Source organism: Colidextribacter sp. OB.20, assembly GCF_009911595.1.
GTDB lineage: Bacteria > Bacillota > Clostridia > Oscillospirales > Oscillospiraceae > Lawsonibacter.
In genome coordinates this window covers 1-14,957 of the sequence record NZ_QWKG01000049.1, presented here as the reverse complement: position 1 = coordinate 14,957, position 14,957 = coordinate 1, and the positions used below count along the sequence as shown (strand labels likewise).

Here is a 14,957-nt window from a genome sequence, read left to right as displayed (position 1 = left end):
AAGGGCTATCACATGGGGACTACCTACCTCCTACCCTATATACCGGCGTGGTGTCCGAAGATGTGTCGGGAGGCGGTGACGGAATGACAATCGGCCTGATTGACGTGGACGGGCACAACTGGCCTAATCTCGCCTTAATGAAACTGTCCGCCTGGCACAAGGCGCAGGGCGACGCGGTGGAATGGTGGTGGGGATTCGGGGAGTATGACCGGGTGTATATGAGCAAGGTCTTTGACGAGACGTATTCCCCGGACATCCCGGAGCCGCTGAACGCCCGCGAGATTATCAAGGGCGGGACGGGCTACGGCCTGGACAACCACCTCCCGGACGAGGTGGAGCATATCTACCCGGACTATTCCATGTACCCGGAGCTGACCCGCGAAACCGCCTACGGATTCCTGACGCGGGGATGCCCTCGCGGGTGTTCGTTCTGCATCGTTGCCAGAAAAGAGGGACGCGCCGCCCGGAAGGTGGCAGACCTGTCCGAGTGGTGGCGGGGACAGAAGGAAATCAAGCTGTTGGACCCTAACCTGCTGGCCTGCCGGGAACACATGGACCTGCTGGGACAGCTTGCGGACAGCGGCGCATGGGTGGACTTCACACAAGGACTGGACTGCCGCCTGCTGACGGCGGAGAATATCGGAGCTATCGGCGCGGTGAGGCTGAAAGAAATTCATTTCGCCTGGGACTACATGGCGGAGAGCGATGCCGTGCTGCGGGGCCTGCGGCGGTATGTGGAACACGGGAAGAAAAACCGGCACGGGAAGTTTGGGTCGGTCTACGTCCTGACCAACTACGACACCACCATGGAGGAAAACCTATACCGTATCTACACCCTGCGCGATATGGGGTTTGACCCGTATGTGATGATTTACGACAAGCCAAACGCGCCGCGCGAAATACGCCTGCTCCAGCGGTGGTGCAACAACCGCCTTGTTTTCCGGGCGGAGCCGGATTTTTACAAGTTTGACCCAAAGAGGGGGTGAAGGAAATTAAAAGCCAGGAGCTAATCGAACGTCTGAACACGGCGTTTGTCGAGATTGCGCCGGAAGCCGCACGGGTATTGAACGTCATAGAACGCTGGCCGCTAACAGTAGAAGATGTGGAAATATACGGCGAGTTCAGCGGGGACACGGCGCTGCATGGAGAACACCTGAAATCGTTTTTGCGTGAGGCCATAAAGGCGAAAAGAGATGGGAGATTTTAAGCGTGAGCGTATGCAAAGACTGTGGCCGGGAAATCGACTGGATGCAGACGGCGGAAGGGCGGTATATCCCGGTGGACCCGGAGCCGGAATTTGTCATTGAGGGCGACGGGGACGAGAATTTTTACACCGAGGAAGAGGGAGTGCTTACCGGGCGGCTGGCGAGGCCGGAGGAAGTGCAGACCAGGGAGGACAAAATCAACACGCCGCTGGGGTTCGTGCCGCATTGGCGGACCTGCCCTTGCAGGGGCGATTATCGACGGAAGGGAGAGGAAAAACGTGGAAAAAGTTAAGTACATCAAAGTGGGACAAGCCCCGAAGCGTCGGCGGGTGAGCCTGCGGACGTGGATTGCGCGGCTGAACGGCTGGGCCGTGGCGTGGTATGCGTTCTTGGCGGTGGCCGGGGTGCTGCTGTATAAGCTGGGCGCGGCCTATGCCATGCGGGAGCGGGGGTATTACGCCGTCGGTGGTGAGGCACTGGCGCTGCTTCTGCCTGTGCTGTACTACGTTGCGGCGGCGATGGTCCAGAACATCATCAAGGATGGGGGCGAGGACGTTTGAATCAGGTTAGCATTGCCGCGCCGGATGAAATCATTGTGGATAATTTCGCGGGCGGAGGTGGCGCGTCAACGGGAATGGAACTGGCGACGGGGCGCATTGTGAAAATTGCAATCAACCACGACCCGGACGCTATTCTGATGCACAAAACAAACCACCCGCGCACCCGGCACCTGCAAGCCTCTGTGTGGGACGTGGACCCGGTGAAGGAGTGCGGCGGATGCCCGGTGGGGCTGGCGTGGTTCTCCCCGGACTGCAAGCACTTCTCCAAGGCGAAGGGCGCGGCCCTGGTGGACCGGAATATTCGGGGGCTGGCGTGGATTGTCCTGCGCTGGGCCGGGACCGTCCGCCCCCGCGTGATTATCTTGGAAAACGTGGAGGAATTTCAGACCTGGGGACCGGTCAGACGGGGGAAGCCTATCAAGAAAAAGGCGGGCCAGACCTTCCAGCGGTGGAAAAAACAGTTATCAGACCTGGGGTATACCATCGAACACCGGGAGCTGGTGGCGGCGGACTATGGAGCACCAACCACCCGGAAGCGCTTTGTCCTGGTGGCGAGGTGTGACGGACGGCCTATTGCGTGGCCGGAGCGGACCCACAACAAAGACGGGGCCGACGGCCTGCCGAAGTGGAGGGCGGCGGCGGAAGTTATCGACTGGAGCCAGCCGTGCTACTCCATATTTGCCACGAAGGAGGAAATCAAAAGCCGGTACGGTGTCACGGCGGTCAGGCCGCTTGCGGACAACACCATGCGGCGCGTGATTCGTGGAGTGGACAAGTTTGTGATAAGGGCCAAGACGCCGTACATCGTGCCGTGGACTGTGACAAACACCTGTAATTCGGTGGGAAGCCAGGTAACGGCCCCGGTACATACCGTCACCACGGCGGGAAATCAGCTCCTTCTTTCCCCGGCGCTGATTCAATACCACACGGAGCAGAGCGAGAACGTGCGGGGACAGAGCGTGGCGGAGACGCTGCGGACCGTGGACGCCTCCAACCGCTACGGCCTGATTGCGGCAAACCTGGTGGAGTATTACGGAAACGGGAATCCGCTAAACGTGGCGGAGCCGATGCGGACCGTGACCTCCCACGACCGGGAAGCCTTGACGCTGACGCACATATGCGAGTTCAAGGGGCAGGACATCGGCCAGGACCAGCGGAAGCCCCTGCGGACCATCACGGCCAGCGCCGGGGAGTTTGCGGAAATCCGCACGGAAGTACGGACCTACGAGCCGGGCGCGGATATGGGACACTGGCCGGAAATACGGGCGCTGTTGAATCGCTTCTGCGGGTATGACCTGAAAGACAACGAGGCACTGACACTGGAAATGGGCGGAACCGCCTATTTTGTCGCGGACATCGGCCTGCGGATGCTGACACCAAGAGAACTATACAACGCCATGGGCTTTCCGCCCGACTACATCATCGACCGAGACTACACGGGCCGGGCATACGGGAAAAGCAAGCAGGTGGCGCGGTGTGGGAACGCGGTGTGTCCTCCTATGGCCGAGGCCGTGGTGCGGGCCAACCTCCCGGAGTGGTGCGGGAAGAAGCTGCGGACGATGGAAGAGCTGGAAAGAGCGGTGTCGGCGTGACGTGAAAAAGAAGCGGAGCAAACCGCCAGCCAATGCCACGGCCTGGTGCGCCCTGCATGAACGGCTGATGAACGACGTTTACATACGGCGGCGGGGGTGCGTGATGCGGCGGTGCAAACACCTGAAATGGCTGAACGGCGAGGGCCGGAAACACGCTGGATACCCGGTAAACGGGTCCAAATAAATGAAAAGCGAGGAAAAAGAAAATGGTAGACATCAAAGGATTGGACAAGGCGCGGGTCCTGAAAGCACTGTATGACCACAGCCACGTTCAGGGGCTTGGATTTATGCACGCTGCCGAGGAAGGGGCCGTGACAGTGGAGAGCTGCGCTAAACTGCTGGAGAAGTACACGCAGTATGACTACCTGCACGGGCGGGTGCTGAAAGTGGACTTGTCCGGGGACGAGTTTGACGAGCGCCTGTATGACCGGGACTGCGGCGAGGGTGCCGCGCAACGGGCCGTCGATTCCGTCCGGGCCGAGCAGGAGGGCAGCGGGGATGCCGCCAAAGGCGCGGATGGAGAGAAGAAAGAGCTGTCTATGGAAGAAAAGGCGGAGCTGTCGAGAGTTACTATCATCAAAATTTTGGAAATCTTGGAAGAGCTTCCCCCGGATGTGGGCGCAACCACCTGTACGATACTGAAAACGATGCTGCCGGGGCAGTCGATGGGCGGTCTGGTTGGGCTGATGATGGGCGGGCCGTTTGCACCGCCGATGGGCTGGCCGACCGGCACGGGACCGCGCGGGCGGTTCGGATAAAAGAAAACGCCCTGCGTAAGCCTCCTACAGCTTGCGCAGGGCGGACGCCCCGGAGGGCGACAACCAAGTACGCTATATATTGTACCACACTCCGGGGACAGATACAAGAGGGAAACAACGCGCGGCGGCGCGTTTCGGGCTTGTATGGGATAGTAACTTAACGACCACGGGGGAGGTGCTGCCGGTATGCGGACGGTGTACCGGGAAAAGAAGTATACCTGCGGGGAATACCTGGACGTGTATATCTATCCGGTCTTTGAGACGGGAAAGCCGGGCGGAGGGAAGCGGGAGAAAAGGAAGCCCTCGACGGAGGCCCAAAAGAAGCTCAACCAGAGGCACCGGGAAGAAAAGCTGGTCCGCCTACTTCACGCAAACTTCACGCCGGAGGACCTGGAAATCCATCTGACCTACAAGGGGGAGCAGCCGGGGAGCGACGAGGAAGCAGCCCGTAACCTGCGCAACTACATCCGGCGGATACAACGCCTGCGGAAGAAGATGGGCTTGCCGCCACTGAAATACATAGCTGTCACCGAGCGGGGCAAGCGGGGCGGGCGGTATCACCATCACATCACCGTCAACGGCGGGATTGACCGGGACACCCTGGAAAGTATGTGGGAATACGGCTACGCCAACTCCCGCCGTCTGCAATTCACCGAGGACGGGCTTGCCGGGCTGGGGAACTACATCGTGAAGTCTCCCGTTGGGGGGAAAGCGTGGACGGCCTCTAAAAACCTGGTGGACCCGGAGCCGAGGACGCGGGACGGGCGCATATCAGGGAGCAAGGCGCGGGAGCTGGCTAAAAGCCTGGAGAGCGGAGAGAAATTCGCAAAGTTTGAGAGCCTTTATCCCGGATATCTTATGTCGGCGGCGGAGGCTTTTCACAACGACATGAACGGCGGGTGCTACCTGGTGGCACGGTTCTACAGGAAGGACGGGAAGTTTATCCGTCCGAAGCAAAAACCGAAGCAGAGGAAGCGGGAAGGGAGGAAAACAGAATGAGCATGGTAGAGCTGCCAGGCGGCGGGTGTGCCACGGATAGCGAGGCTCTGAACGCGCTGGCGGCGGAGGCCAGGAGGCGGGGCGTCAGCTACGGACACCTGGTAGCAAGCACAACCGAATGGGAGCGGGCCGAAATCATCCGGGACTACTGCGCGGGTAGGCGGAGGAAAGCGAGGAAAAAGTGATGGGTGTGGACGTGAAGGACCTGCCGCCCGCCTATCAGGCCCAGGCTTTGCGGAAGTGGGCGGAGCAGGAACGGAGGAAGAAGCGCCAGTCTCTCCCCTGCCCTGCCGGTGATGGGCCGGGGAAACCCGCTAAGTATCACAACAAGCCCACCGAGCGGGTGACGGCCAGCGGGGCCGTCCTGCGGTTCGACAGCCAGAAGGAGGCCCGCCGGTATGACGAGCTGGCCGCGCTGGAGCGGGCCGGGGAAATCCGAGAACTGCGGATGCAGGTTGACTTCACCTTGCAGGAAGCCTACACCGACGGCGAGGGCCAACGCGTGCGGGCTATCCGGTACAGGGCGGATTTTACCTACGAAAAAGCCAGAGACGACACGTGGGCGAAATACAACGGGAGTTTTTGGGTGCTGGTGGTGGAGGACGTGAAGAGCCGCGCCACCCGCACGAAGGAGTACATCATGAAGCGCAAGCTGATGAAGGAGCGGTTCAACATCGACATACAGGAGGTATGATGCTGTGTACTACCTGTGGTATATCGTGAAAAGCGCATTTATTGATTTTTGGAGGTATGAAGTCATGGAATTTTGTCGGTTTATCTTTTCGAGCTTTTGGGTGTGGCTGGGGTTCGCTATCCTGGTGTCCATGGTCGGCGGCGGGATTATCGAGCTGGTGAAAGCCTGCAAGCGCAACAGGAAGGTGACGGGCTACCGTGTCGGCCAGCGGTGGAAGCTGGACGTGGAAAACGCATCGGCGGACGACGTGCAGCACGCATTTATCGCTGTGACCTGCGCGCCGGACGGCGAGACGAAGCCGGAAGGAGAGGAAAATCGGTGAAGCTGAAAAAGGTCGCGGCACTTTGTATCAGGCAGGAGGCTTTTCACCTGTTCGATGAAATAGCGGAGGGCGGGGAGCTTATCCGGCAATGGCTGGGGAATGGGTACGCAATCTATCCTCTGTCCGGCCTGCCGGTCCTGGATGAATCCAACCTGTGCGCCATGTTCGATGTATCGGACAAGAAGCGGAAAAAGTGCTTTTTCTCCAGGAAGCCGATGCCGGAGAGCCTGAACGTGGAGGACTACGCAAAGGGCGAGCGGACGCTTTACGACGAGTGGCCCACGGTGGAGCATAACGGGTATGTGGTCAAGCCTCTTAGCGCGGGAGACAGCATTGTGTTCGTTCAGACAGCATTTCTTTCTCCGCTGGAGGATATGGCCGACTATCTCCGGTTCTATGAGCGGGTGGATGATACCGGGCAGACGTACATCGTGGCGAAAAACGGAATGGAAATCGCGGCGGTCATCATGCCCTACGACATCATCAGCGCGGGCTTTGTGGAAGAGCTGGAGAACCTGGCTTTTAAGTGCCGCAAGACGCTGGAGGCAAAGAAGGAGCGGGAGTATCTGAAAGCCGTGGAGCGGATGCCGGGGCCGCTGTTCCGGGAGGGCGCGGACGCCGGGGAAGCCGTGGAGGAAGGAGCGGGAGAATGAGGGAAGTTGAGGGATTTCCAGAGAAAAAATATTCCATCATCTACGCGGACCCGCCGTGGTCATACCCAAAGACCGGAGGAAAAAGGTCAAGCCGGGGAATGGCGAAGCAGCACTATCAGACCATGACAATCCAGGATATATGCGCCCTGCCGGTGAAGGAAATATCTGCGGAAAACTGCGCGTTGTTTTTATGGGCGACATTTCCGCAGATTAAACAGGCGCTTGCCGCGATTGAGGCATGGGGATTTGATTACTTTGGAGCGGCCTTTGTGTGGGTCAAGAGAAACGAAAAGACGGGGAAGGACGCCTTTGGAATGGGATACTGGACCAGGGCAAACCCGGAGGTGTGCCTGTTGGCATTTCGTGGGAAAATGAAACCGCTGCGCCATGACATCAGGCAGTTTGTGTATGCGCCAGCCGGGAAGCATAGCGAAAAGCCGGGAGAGGTTCGGGAAAAAATCGTATCTCTGTGCGGAGACTTGCCGAGAGTGGAGCTGTTTGCAAGGAAGCTGTGCCCGGGATGGGAAGCGTGGGGAAATGAACTACCAGGAAAAGGAGCGGAAAAATGAGGGCATTTACTGTGTATCAGCCCTACGCATACGCGATTGTAGCGGGACTGAAAGGCTATGAGACGCGCCCCCGACGGACCAACATTCGGGGCCGCGTCGCCGTCCACGCTGGGAAGCAGAAAATAACGCTTGATTCTATGCGTGTGGTTGTGGTTCCAGGCGAAGGAAAGAAACTGCACTACGGCGCGGTGCTGGGGACTGTGGAAATCGTTGATTGCGTCCCCGTGGAGGAAGTCGTGGACAGCCTCACGCCCAAGGAAAAGGTGCTGGGGGACTACTCGCCGGGGCGCTGGGCCTGGGTCCTGAAAAATCCGGTCATGTTCGATACACCGGTTCCCGCCCGTGGGCGGCAAGGCTGGTGGAACTGGGAGGGGTGACAGAAGAATGGAAAAGGGATACTGCGGGAGGCCGGAGTGGGCCGACGAGGAAGGATGCCCGATGGACAATCCCAACGAGGAAATGAAAGACTGTACCGGGTGCGCCTGGCACAAGGAAACGGAGGGACAGGAATGAGGACGCTTGCAATCGTCAATTTGAAGGGCGGAGTTGGTAAGACCGTCTCAGCGGCAAACGTGGCGCACATCCTGGCGACGGTCCACCACAAGAAAGTGCTGCTGGTGGATGCGGACAAGCAGGGCAGCGCCTCCCGGTATTTCCAGGTGTACGGGGAGCATGACGGGACGGCGGCGCTGCTGCTGGCCGATGGGCTGGACGCCGAGGCCGTGGAGCGGGCCATTTACAGGACCGGATACTATGGGCTGGACATCATCACGTCTAACCTGGAGCTGTACGCGGCGGACCGGGCGCTGTATGACCGGCAGGACGCGGACACGGCGCGGGTGCTGTCCTCTGTCCTGGACCATGTGCGCAACGATTACGACTTCTGCATCATCGACAATGGGCCGTCGGTGGATACCGTGACGCTGAACGTGCTGGCGGCGGCGGACGACGTGCTTATCCCTATCCGCCCGGACGAGTTTTCTTTTTCCGGTCTGCTGGACCTGGTGGAGCAGGTGGACGGCGTGCGGGCGGCGGTCAATCCGGGGCTGACGCTGCGGGGCGCGTTCTTCACCCACTGGCAGAACCGGGAGACGTTCGCGCAGGCGCGCCGGTCACTGGAGGATAGCGGTATCTGCCCCGTACTCCAGACGGCCATTTCCTACAATCCGAAGGTGCCGGAAAGCACGCTGGAGGAAAAGCCGCTGTGCGTGTTCGCGCCCCGCTCCTGGGCCGCTATCCAGTACAAGAAGCTGACGGCGGAGTATCTGGCCTTGACCGATTCGGGCAAGGGGAAGGAGGGGTAAACTGTGGAGAGGCTGACAGTAAGAGAAGCCAGGGTAAGCGGACTGCTGGGCGTATGCTGTACGCACTTCACAGGGCCGGAATGTCAGATTTTAGGCGGATGTTGTGCGGAAGGATGCCCCTGGGAAGATGCTGCTTGGGAGCGCCTTGCCGCCTACGAGGATACCGGGCTGACGCCGGAGGAAGTCACATCGTTGCAGGCGAGCAATCAGGAACTCAAAAAAGAGGCGTTGCCCATTTTGCAGGCGAAGGTTCAAGACAGGCTGGTGATTCTGCCGTGTGGCCTGGGCGAAACGGTGTATGCCAATTTCGCCATACGCGGGGACTATCTGCGGGAGAAAGACAAGCCGTATCCGTGCGAGGTCGTTTTTATCGGTTTAAGCAAAGAGCCATTCCTGCATATCCAGTTTAAGAACGGGCGAGTGTTCCCGGTAAAATTTTGTGAAGTAGGCAAAACCGTATTTACCACAAGAGAAGCGGCGGAAGCGGCGTTGAAGGAACAGGAGGGATAAGCCGTGGGATTTGACATTATGAGCTTGCAGAAGGGCCGGGGGCAGGTCCAGGCGCGGAGCCGTGCGGACGAGGGCCGCGCCGTGCTGAAATACATAGACGTGGAGGACCTGGTGCCGTCCGAAGATAATTTTTACTCCATGTCGGCAATCGACGAGCTGGCCGGGCTTATTGAACTGTCCGGCGGCGTGAAGCAGCCGGGGCTTGTGGTGCCGCTGGGCGGCGGGAAGTACAAACTTCTTTCCGGGCACCGTCGGCGGCTGGCCTCCCTCCAGCTTGTGAAGCAGGGCAAGGAAGCCTATCGGAAAATGCCGTGCATGGTGGAGGACGCCGGGCGGGAGCAGGGGCCGGAGGCGGACGAGCTGCGGGCCATTGACGAGGCAATCTTGCTTATCACCACCAACGGCCAGCGGGAGAAAACCGATTGGGACAAGGTGCAGGAGGCTACCCGCTTACGTGCGCTTTTGGAGAAAAAGCGCCGGTTTGAGAAAATCCCAGGTGAGACGCGGAAACTCATTGCCGAGCAGTTGGGGACCACGCCCGCCCAGGTGGGCCGGTATGACAGTATCGAAAAGCACCTGATTCCCACGCTCAAGGGCTGGCTGGAGAAAGAGAAAATCGGTATCTCTGTGGCCTATGAGCTGTCTATGCTGCCGGATGAAGTGCAGGAACACGCGGCGGCGGCGCTGTGGAGCAAGGGTACGCCGGTCACGCTGGAGGACGTGCGCAAGTGGAAGCCTGCGGAGCGGGAGCAGCCTAAAGCGGAGCGGACCGAGCCGAAACCGGCGGAGGATGGCCCGGAGTATAAGCCGGGCGTGTATGTGCGGGAAGTGGAGACAAAAATGCACGTTGAGCCGCCGGAGCTGATAACGGAGCCGCCCGCCGTGGAAAACGGCGGGAAAGTCGTGGACTTCCCCGCGCCTGCCTCTCCCCCGCCCGTGGAAGATGTGCCACCGGAGGAAACCGAGCGGGAGCCAATGCACAAGAGACAGGCCGCAAACATCCTGGAGGACCTGCAAATGTACTGCGAGGAAATGCTTGCCGTTGAAGCCGGGCTGGCGGATACATGGGCGGAGCGGGCCGACGCGCTGGCTGTGGCAATCACCGCCCTGCGGAAATAGCGCGTGGGAAAATTAGGAACAAACTGACACGGAGGCATGGAGCTATGCGGCGCAAAGACGTGAAAACGATAATCGCATATTTTTACGGGATTCCGGCACAGCGGCGCTTGCTGGACCAGGAGCGGGCGGAGCTGGAGGACGAATACAGCAGCCTGCGCGGTACGTCCTATGACGGGATGCCGCATAGCTCCACGCCGGGGAAGCCTACCGAAGCGCTGGCCTTGCAGGCGGACGCCCGGAACGTGTGGGGGAAACTGGAAGCGGTCGCCGTCCGGGTCCATGTCCTGGAGACGGACCGGGAGAAAATTCAGGACTGCATGAACGCCATAAACGGCGAGTACACGCGGCTGATTCTCTACCGTTACCGGGATAAGTACAGTTGGGTCAAAATCGCCGTCAAAATGGGTATCACGGAGAGGACGGCGAAGCGCTGGGGAGAAAGAGCGCTGGACCGGCTGGGGGAAGCCCTGGAGGAAGTGTCCATGCCGGACGAGATTTTAGGCCGCGCCTCACGCGCGCGCGTATAGAAGTATAACCGGGTCAAAATGACCGTTCTCCTGATGCCGGGAAAATGGCCCGCCGCCGGTCCGCTGGTCCGGTTTTGGGCCGTCCGGGCGCGGGGCGTCCGGGCCGGTCCTGGGCCTTAAAGGAAAGAGGTTTGAAAAAATTTTCCACGCAAAAACGCGGCCATTTCCACGCGCAGGAAAAGCCGCTGGAAAAACAATTTGCGAATAGGCAAAAAGAAGCCCGCCAGGAGCCGCAGAAACGGCCTTGGCGGGCTTTTGCGCTGGTGGGTGGTGTTACTCACCTATTGGCGCTCCATCGGGTTCAAACGGGTCCTGTAGGGCCTTTTGGCGCTCTTCCTCGGTCTGGCAGTCGGACAGGTCCAGAATGGGGAACGGGAAATGCGGCGGCGGCGGTATCAGCTTGTAATACTCCCCGTTGCGGTAGTTTTCATCCGTTACCCAGTTCCACCAGCCTATGTCGCCGTGCTGCTCCATAGCGGCGTCCATGGTCGAGCGGGCCTGTTCGCGGGTCAGGCCGTCAAACAGGAGCCGGGAGCCGTCGGCAAAGGCGGCGACGCAGCGGAAGGGCGCGTATACCTTGGTGTCATTCATCGGCGGTGCCTCCCTTCTGCGCCTCGCGCTCCATGCGCTCTTCCACGGCCTGGAGGATATAGCCTTGCAGGCTTTGACCGGCGGCAGCGGCGGCGGCGCGGATTTTCTGCCCCTGCGCTTTCAGGGGGCGGACGTTGATATAATCGCATTTTTCCGTGTAGCGGGCGTTGGATGCTTTCTTGTTCTCACTGATTGGCATTCCAAAACCTCCTTTTCGCGTTGTAGGTGCATTATAGCACGGTTTAATGCGGTATTCAACCGTGTTTTTGCCTGCGGGCGCTGTGGTTAGAACAGGAAACATATCTGCCCTCCTTCTCCCACGGGGTATTCAAGCGTGGCAGGGGACGGGGCCTCCTGGGGGCCGTCCGGGCGGTAGCCGTGGGCGGACAGCTTGCCTAAATAGTTCGCGTCGTGGCCGTTGATAACGCCGTCCAGCACTTGGGCCGTCTCGTCGGCGGTGAAGAGGGTCCAGGATTCAATGCTGGTGCCGGTGGGGTGTCCGGGCGGCGTGGTGATAAGGGCAAAATACGGGGCGTCGCCCTTGCGGAAGGGTATGCGCCGGGTGGTGAAGCCAACGCGGGCGCACTCGTTTTCGTACTCCTTGATGGAGCGGAAGCCGTGATACTCCATGCTGTGGTCCCCCTTATGTTTTGGGTTTAGGGAAGTTGTGAAGTAAATATTTGCCGTCCGCCAGTTTTTCGCACCCGCAAAGGGAATCTAAAACAAAAACGGAATGGAGACGGCAAAAGCCGATGGTGTGCGGGCCGTTTTGGTGCTTCAAGTGTTTGCACCGAAAACATTTTCCTTTTCGTTTCATACTAACCTCCTGTCGGTTTTGGGCTTTACCCATGAGCGCCCGCCGGGTTTGTCCGGCGGCTGGACTTGCACCAGCGGCGGCGGATGCCGTCGGCCTTGCGGGCTGTTACTGGGTTACTTCCAGTATGTCAAAATCTGATGCACCGTGTTTGACAGGAAAAGGGGCGTCAAAGGATTTGATTTCGTAAAAGTGCATGGTTCGGACCTTCCTCTTTTCGTCCACGCGGCGGATATACTCGATGTTTGTAAACGTGCAAACCGTTCCGCACGCTCGGAATTTAACCTTCACAGTCATAAAAATCCTTCTGCCCTCGTAACCTCCGGGGCGGGCCGGTTTTGTTATGCCAAGGGGAAGAGGGCTTGACCGTCGGCGGCGGTGGGAAGCTCCGGCGGCGGGGCCTCTTCCGGGGTTGCCAGGGGCGCGGCCTGCTGGGCGGCGTCGCCCTCGTCGGCGGCGGTGGCCCGTTTTGTGTCGGTGATGCCTAAGATGTGCTTGGCGTCATAGATGGCGTTCCGGGTAAGCTGGCGCTGCCATGCCTCGTTTTTGCGGGACCACTTGAAGCCGTGGGATTTCAGGGCGGCGCGGGTTTCCTCGTCGGGGATTTCGTCGAAGAGGATTTGCAGGCGGTTTGCTTCCATGTTCAGGAAGATTTTGCCGCCGTCAAATTCCAGGGTGTTTGCGGCGTCGTCCTTGTGCTGCTCTATGCCGTCCAGCTTGGCAAGGTTCTCCTGAGTCCGCTTGATTTTGCCGCGCAGGCTGGAAAGCTCAAAGTCGGGGAAGGGAGTTTGTGCAAAGGCCGGGGCGCGGCTGATTGCCTCGTCCATTTCGGCGGCGGTTTCGTCCGTCATGCCGGGGAAGCCCTTCATGGTTTTGTGCTTGCGATAGTGGGCGTTCATAGCCTTGCCCTTGTCAAGCGTATCCTGGAGGCGCTGCAAGCGGTCCTCCAGCATTTCGCGGGCGTGGGGGTCCGTCGGGTCGATGGGGCCGGTGCCGACGCTTTTGATTTTGGACAGGATGCCCTTGATTTCGTCGTACTCCTTCCACAAACTGTCCTCGCGGGCGTTCTGCTTCTCCTTCTTGTGGGTGGGGAAGTTGCCCGCACCGCAGACCAGGACGGAGGGACAGCTTGCGCCGTTGCGGTTGTGGTCGTTGGTCCACTGGGCAAGGCGGCGGGCATAGCGGTCCAGAAGGGCGTCCAGCTTTTCGTGATAGAAGGGGCTGACTTTCTGCTTCTGGCGCTCCACCAGGGCGGCGGCCTCGTCCACGGCGGCACGGTATCCCGCCGTCGCACTCCCCTCTTTGTAGTCCGACATGGACATCATCTGATGGGAAAGGCGGGCCGTGTTTTCGTTTATCGGATAGTACATAGCATTTCCTCCCGTGTTTTGGTTTTGGGTTTGTGGCCCATGAGCGCCCGCCCGGATGCCGGGCGGCTGGACTTGCACCAGCGGCGGCGGGATGCCGTCGGCCTTGCGGGTCAGTCGAAGCACATTTCTTTCTTGATGCGGTATTGCTCCTTGATTTTGTCATAGGCGCGAAGCGTGACCATGTAGGTGCCGCGTTCCTCGTCGTAGGTGATGCCGCGCCCATGGAGCCGGGGCAGGCCGTCGCGGAGCGGACGCAGGAAGTAATGCTTGCCATAATAGGCCAGGTCGGCGGAGAAGTCGCAGCCGGTGGGCGCGTGCTGTGTCTCGTAGTAATAGGCGTACTCGCCGGGCTTGTCCGCCTGGACAGCGGGAGCCTTGGCCGCTTCCAGCGCCTCATAATCGGGGGCGTGGCCGTGAAGCTCGCCGGTTTCGGGGATGAAGCTGGCCGCGCACATATCCGGGACGAAAATTTTTGTGCGCTCGTCAATCTTCTGCTCGTATCCGCCGGGGACCTTGGAGAAGGTGCCGGGGATGATTCTTTCAGCCGATGCCATTTTGTGTACCTCCATTTTGTGGTTTTGGGTTTGTGGCCCATGAGCGCCCGCCGGGGTTGTCCGGCGGCTGGGCTTGCACCAGCGGCGGCGGGATGCCGTCGGCCTTGCGGGCGGTTGATTAGTGGCGACGCTCAATGAATGTAAGTTTTTGGATTTTGCCCTTGTCCATCAGCGGGTAGAGCTGTTTCATAGCTCTTTGGATGCCGGTTGCAGGGCCGTCGAAGTCCTCATAGAAATAATAAACCGTGGAGCCGTTGGCGGCTATGCACTCCACGCCGATGCCGCTAATGTCCGTGCGGTCAAGTTTGGCGTTTAGCTGTTCTCTGGTCATGGGTGATACCTCCGTTTTGTGGTTTTGGGTTTTGTGGCCCATGAGCGCCCGCCCGGATGCCGGGCGGCTGGGCTTGCACCAGCGGCGGCGGGGTGCCGTCGGCCTTGCGGGCTTGCTTAGAACAGGGACAGGTTGCCGCCGTCCTGGGCCGCTTTCATCATGTCGGCGTACTTCTGCATAACGGCGGTGGGGTTCGCCTCGGCCTTTGCTACCTGGTCCAGATAGACCAGCGCGCCAGCCTGGGCCTTTTGGCGGGTGGTGGAGTGGTAAACGGACAGGCCGAAAACGGGGTTGATGGCGTGCCACTGTTTGGACGTGGTGCCGATGGCGTAATAGTTATAAATGCCGTCGGTGTAGCCGTCCACCTTGTGCGGGGCGGGGTGCTTGTCGCCCTTGTCCTTGCGGATGGTGTAGAAGCTGCATTTCTTCCAGGGGCCGGGGGCCGGCGCGGGGGCCGGTCCGGCGGGCTGGGCGCTGGCCTCCGG

The 14,957-nt window shown here is 59.9% G+C and carries 27 protein-coding genes; 19 read left to right on the top strand and 8 right to left on the bottom strand.

Features of this window, described 5'->3' with window-relative positions; translation table 11 throughout:
- Positions 1–83 precede the first annotated feature (83 nt).
- From D1641_RS12505 to D1641_RS12420, 19 genes are all read left to right on the top strand, one after another.
- The gene (locus D1641_RS12505) at positions 84–986 is read left to right on the top strand and encodes a hypothetical protein (protein ID WP_160666203.1); all 903 of its coding nucleotides are present in this window, start codon (positions 84–86) and stop codon (positions 984–986) included.
- The gene (locus tag D1641_RS12500; protein ID WP_160666201.1) at positions 983–1,207 is read left to right on the top strand and encodes a hypothetical protein; all 225 of its coding nucleotides are present in this window, start codon (positions 983–985) and stop codon (positions 1,205–1,207) included. The genes D1641_RS12505 and D1641_RS12500 overlap by 4 nt, the downstream gene beginning before the upstream one ends.
- A 2-nt stretch (positions 1,208–1,209) precedes the next feature.
- Positions 1,210–1,497, top strand: coding sequence for a hypothetical protein (locus tag D1641_RS12495; protein WP_160666199.1), 288 nt, complete (start codon positions 1,210–1,212; stop codon positions 1,495–1,497).
- Positions 1,484–1,765, top strand: a complete 282-nt coding sequence (locus D1641_RS12490) for a hypothetical protein (protein ID WP_160666197.1) — start codon at positions 1,484–1,486, stop codon at positions 1,763–1,765. Before D1641_RS12495 ends, D1641_RS12490 begins: the two co-directional genes overlap by 14 nt.
- The gene (locus D1641_RS12485; protein ID WP_243149377.1) at positions 1,762–3,357 is read left to right on the top strand and encodes a DNA cytosine methyltransferase; all 1,596 of its coding nucleotides are present in this window, start codon (positions 1,762–1,764) and stop codon (positions 3,355–3,357) included. The genes D1641_RS12490 and D1641_RS12485 overlap by 4 nt, the downstream gene beginning before the upstream one ends.
- A gap of 1 nt (position 3,358) precedes the next feature.
- Positions 3,359–3,541 carry a hypothetical protein gene (locus D1641_RS12480; RefSeq protein WP_160666195.1) on the top strand — a complete coding sequence of 61 codons (183 nt, stop codon included), beginning with the start codon at positions 3,359–3,361 and terminating at the stop codon, positions 3,539–3,541.
- 22 nt (positions 3,542–3,563) lie between these two features.
- Entirely contained in the window at positions 3,564–4,115 is a 552-nt protein-coding gene (locus tag D1641_RS12475) for a hypothetical protein (RefSeq protein ID WP_160666193.1), read from the top strand.
- A gap of 186 nt (positions 4,116–4,301) precedes the next feature.
- Positions 4,302–5,114, top strand: a complete 813-nt coding sequence (locus D1641_RS12470; protein WP_160666191.1) for a hypothetical protein — start codon at positions 4,302–4,304, stop codon at positions 5,112–5,114.
- On the top strand, positions 5,111–5,299 hold the full coding sequence (locus D1641_RS12465; RefSeq protein WP_160666189.1) for a hypothetical protein: 189 nt from the start codon (positions 5,111–5,113) through the stop codon (positions 5,297–5,299). Before D1641_RS12470 ends, D1641_RS12465 begins: the two co-directional genes overlap by 4 nt.
- Positions 5,299–5,808: a DUF1064 domain-containing protein gene (locus D1641_RS12460; protein WP_160666187.1), complete on the top strand. Its 510-nt coding sequence runs from the start codon at positions 5,299–5,301 to the stop codon at positions 5,806–5,808. Before D1641_RS12465 ends, D1641_RS12460 begins: the two co-directional genes overlap by 1 nt.
- A 64-nt stretch (positions 5,809–5,872) precedes the next feature.
- On the top strand, positions 5,873–6,130 hold the full coding sequence (locus D1641_RS12455; protein WP_160666185.1) for a hypothetical protein: 258 nt from the start codon (positions 5,873–5,875) through the stop codon (positions 6,128–6,130).
- Entirely contained in the window at positions 6,127–6,783 is a 657-nt protein-coding gene (locus D1641_RS12450) for a hypothetical protein (RefSeq protein WP_160666183.1), read from the top strand. The genes D1641_RS12455 and D1641_RS12450 overlap by 4 nt, the downstream gene beginning before the upstream one ends.
- A complete protein-coding gene (locus D1641_RS12445; protein WP_160666181.1) occupies positions 6,780–7,352 on the top strand; it encodes an MT-A70 family methyltransferase in 573 nt (190 codons plus the stop codon). The genes D1641_RS12450 and D1641_RS12445 overlap by 4 nt, the downstream gene beginning before the upstream one ends.
- A complete protein-coding gene (locus tag D1641_RS12440) occupies positions 7,349–7,729 on the top strand; it encodes an ASCH domain-containing protein (RefSeq protein WP_160265782.1) in 381 nt (126 codons plus the stop codon). The genes D1641_RS12445 and D1641_RS12440 overlap by 4 nt, the downstream gene beginning before the upstream one ends.
- Positions 7,730–7,736: 7 nt before the next feature.
- Entirely contained in the window at positions 7,737–7,865 is a 129-nt protein-coding gene (locus D1641_RS19735) for a hypothetical protein (protein WP_279285695.1), read from the top strand.
- Complete coding sequence (locus D1641_RS12435) at positions 7,862–8,656, top strand: ParA family protein (RefSeq protein WP_160666179.1); 795 nt, start codon at positions 7,862–7,864, stop codon at positions 8,654–8,656. Before D1641_RS19735 ends, D1641_RS12435 begins: the two co-directional genes overlap by 4 nt.
- A gap of 3 nt (positions 8,657–8,659) precedes the next feature.
- Positions 8,660–9,166, top strand: coding sequence for a hypothetical protein (locus tag D1641_RS12430; protein ID WP_160666177.1), 507 nt, complete (start codon positions 8,660–8,662; stop codon positions 9,164–9,166).
- Positions 9,167–9,169: 3 nt separating this feature from the next.
- Entirely contained in the window at positions 9,170–10,285 is a 1,116-nt protein-coding gene (locus tag D1641_RS12425; protein WP_160666175.1) for a ParB N-terminal domain-containing protein, read from the top strand.
- Between the two features lie 44 nt (positions 10,286–10,329).
- Positions 10,330–10,812, top strand: a complete 483-nt coding sequence (locus D1641_RS12420; protein ID WP_160666173.1) for a sigma factor-like helix-turn-helix DNA-binding protein — start codon at positions 10,330–10,332, stop codon at positions 10,810–10,812.
- 116 nt (positions 10,813–10,928) lie between these two features.
- On the opposite strand, the gene D1641_RS12415 is transcribed toward D1641_RS12420, so the two are convergent.
- The 8 genes from D1641_RS12415 to D1641_RS12380 form a co-directional block, all read right to left on the bottom strand.
- A complete protein-coding gene (locus D1641_RS12415) occupies positions 10,929–11,093 on the bottom strand; it encodes a hypothetical protein (RefSeq protein WP_160666171.1) in 165 nt (54 codons plus the stop codon).
- Positions 11,086–11,403: a hypothetical protein gene (locus D1641_RS12410; RefSeq protein WP_160666169.1), complete on the bottom strand. Its 318-nt coding sequence runs from the start codon at positions 11,401–11,403 to the stop codon at positions 11,086–11,088. Before D1641_RS12410 ends, D1641_RS12415 begins: the two co-directional genes overlap by 8 nt.
- Positions 11,396–11,602 (bottom strand): hypothetical protein, encoded by a 207-nt coding sequence (locus D1641_RS12405; RefSeq protein ID WP_160666167.1) that lies wholly within the window; start codon positions 11,600–11,602, stop codon positions 11,396–11,398. The genes D1641_RS12410 and D1641_RS12405 overlap by 8 nt, the downstream gene beginning before the upstream one ends.
- An 86-nt stretch (positions 11,603–11,688) precedes the next feature.
- A complete protein-coding gene (locus D1641_RS12400) occupies positions 11,689–12,033 on the bottom strand; it encodes a hypothetical protein (RefSeq protein ID WP_160666165.1) in 345 nt (114 codons plus the stop codon).
- A 525-nt stretch (positions 12,034–12,558) separates the two neighbouring features.
- Positions 12,559–13,587, bottom strand: a complete 1,029-nt coding sequence (locus D1641_RS12395) for a hypothetical protein (RefSeq protein ID WP_201757354.1) — start codon at positions 13,585–13,587, stop codon at positions 12,559–12,561.
- A gap of 110 nt (positions 13,588–13,697) precedes the next feature.
- Positions 13,698–14,141, bottom strand: a complete 444-nt coding sequence (locus D1641_RS12390) for a hypothetical protein (protein ID WP_160666163.1) — start codon at positions 14,139–14,141, stop codon at positions 13,698–13,700.
- 118 nt (positions 14,142–14,259) lie between these two features.
- A complete protein-coding gene (locus D1641_RS12385) occupies positions 14,260–14,472 on the bottom strand; it encodes a hypothetical protein (RefSeq protein ID WP_160666161.1) in 213 nt (70 codons plus the stop codon).
- A 116-nt stretch (positions 14,473–14,588) separates the two neighbouring features.
- Positions 14,589–14,957, bottom strand: a 369-nt coding sequence (locus tag D1641_RS12380) for a hypothetical protein (protein ID WP_160666159.1), incomplete at its 5' end; no start/stop codon positions are given.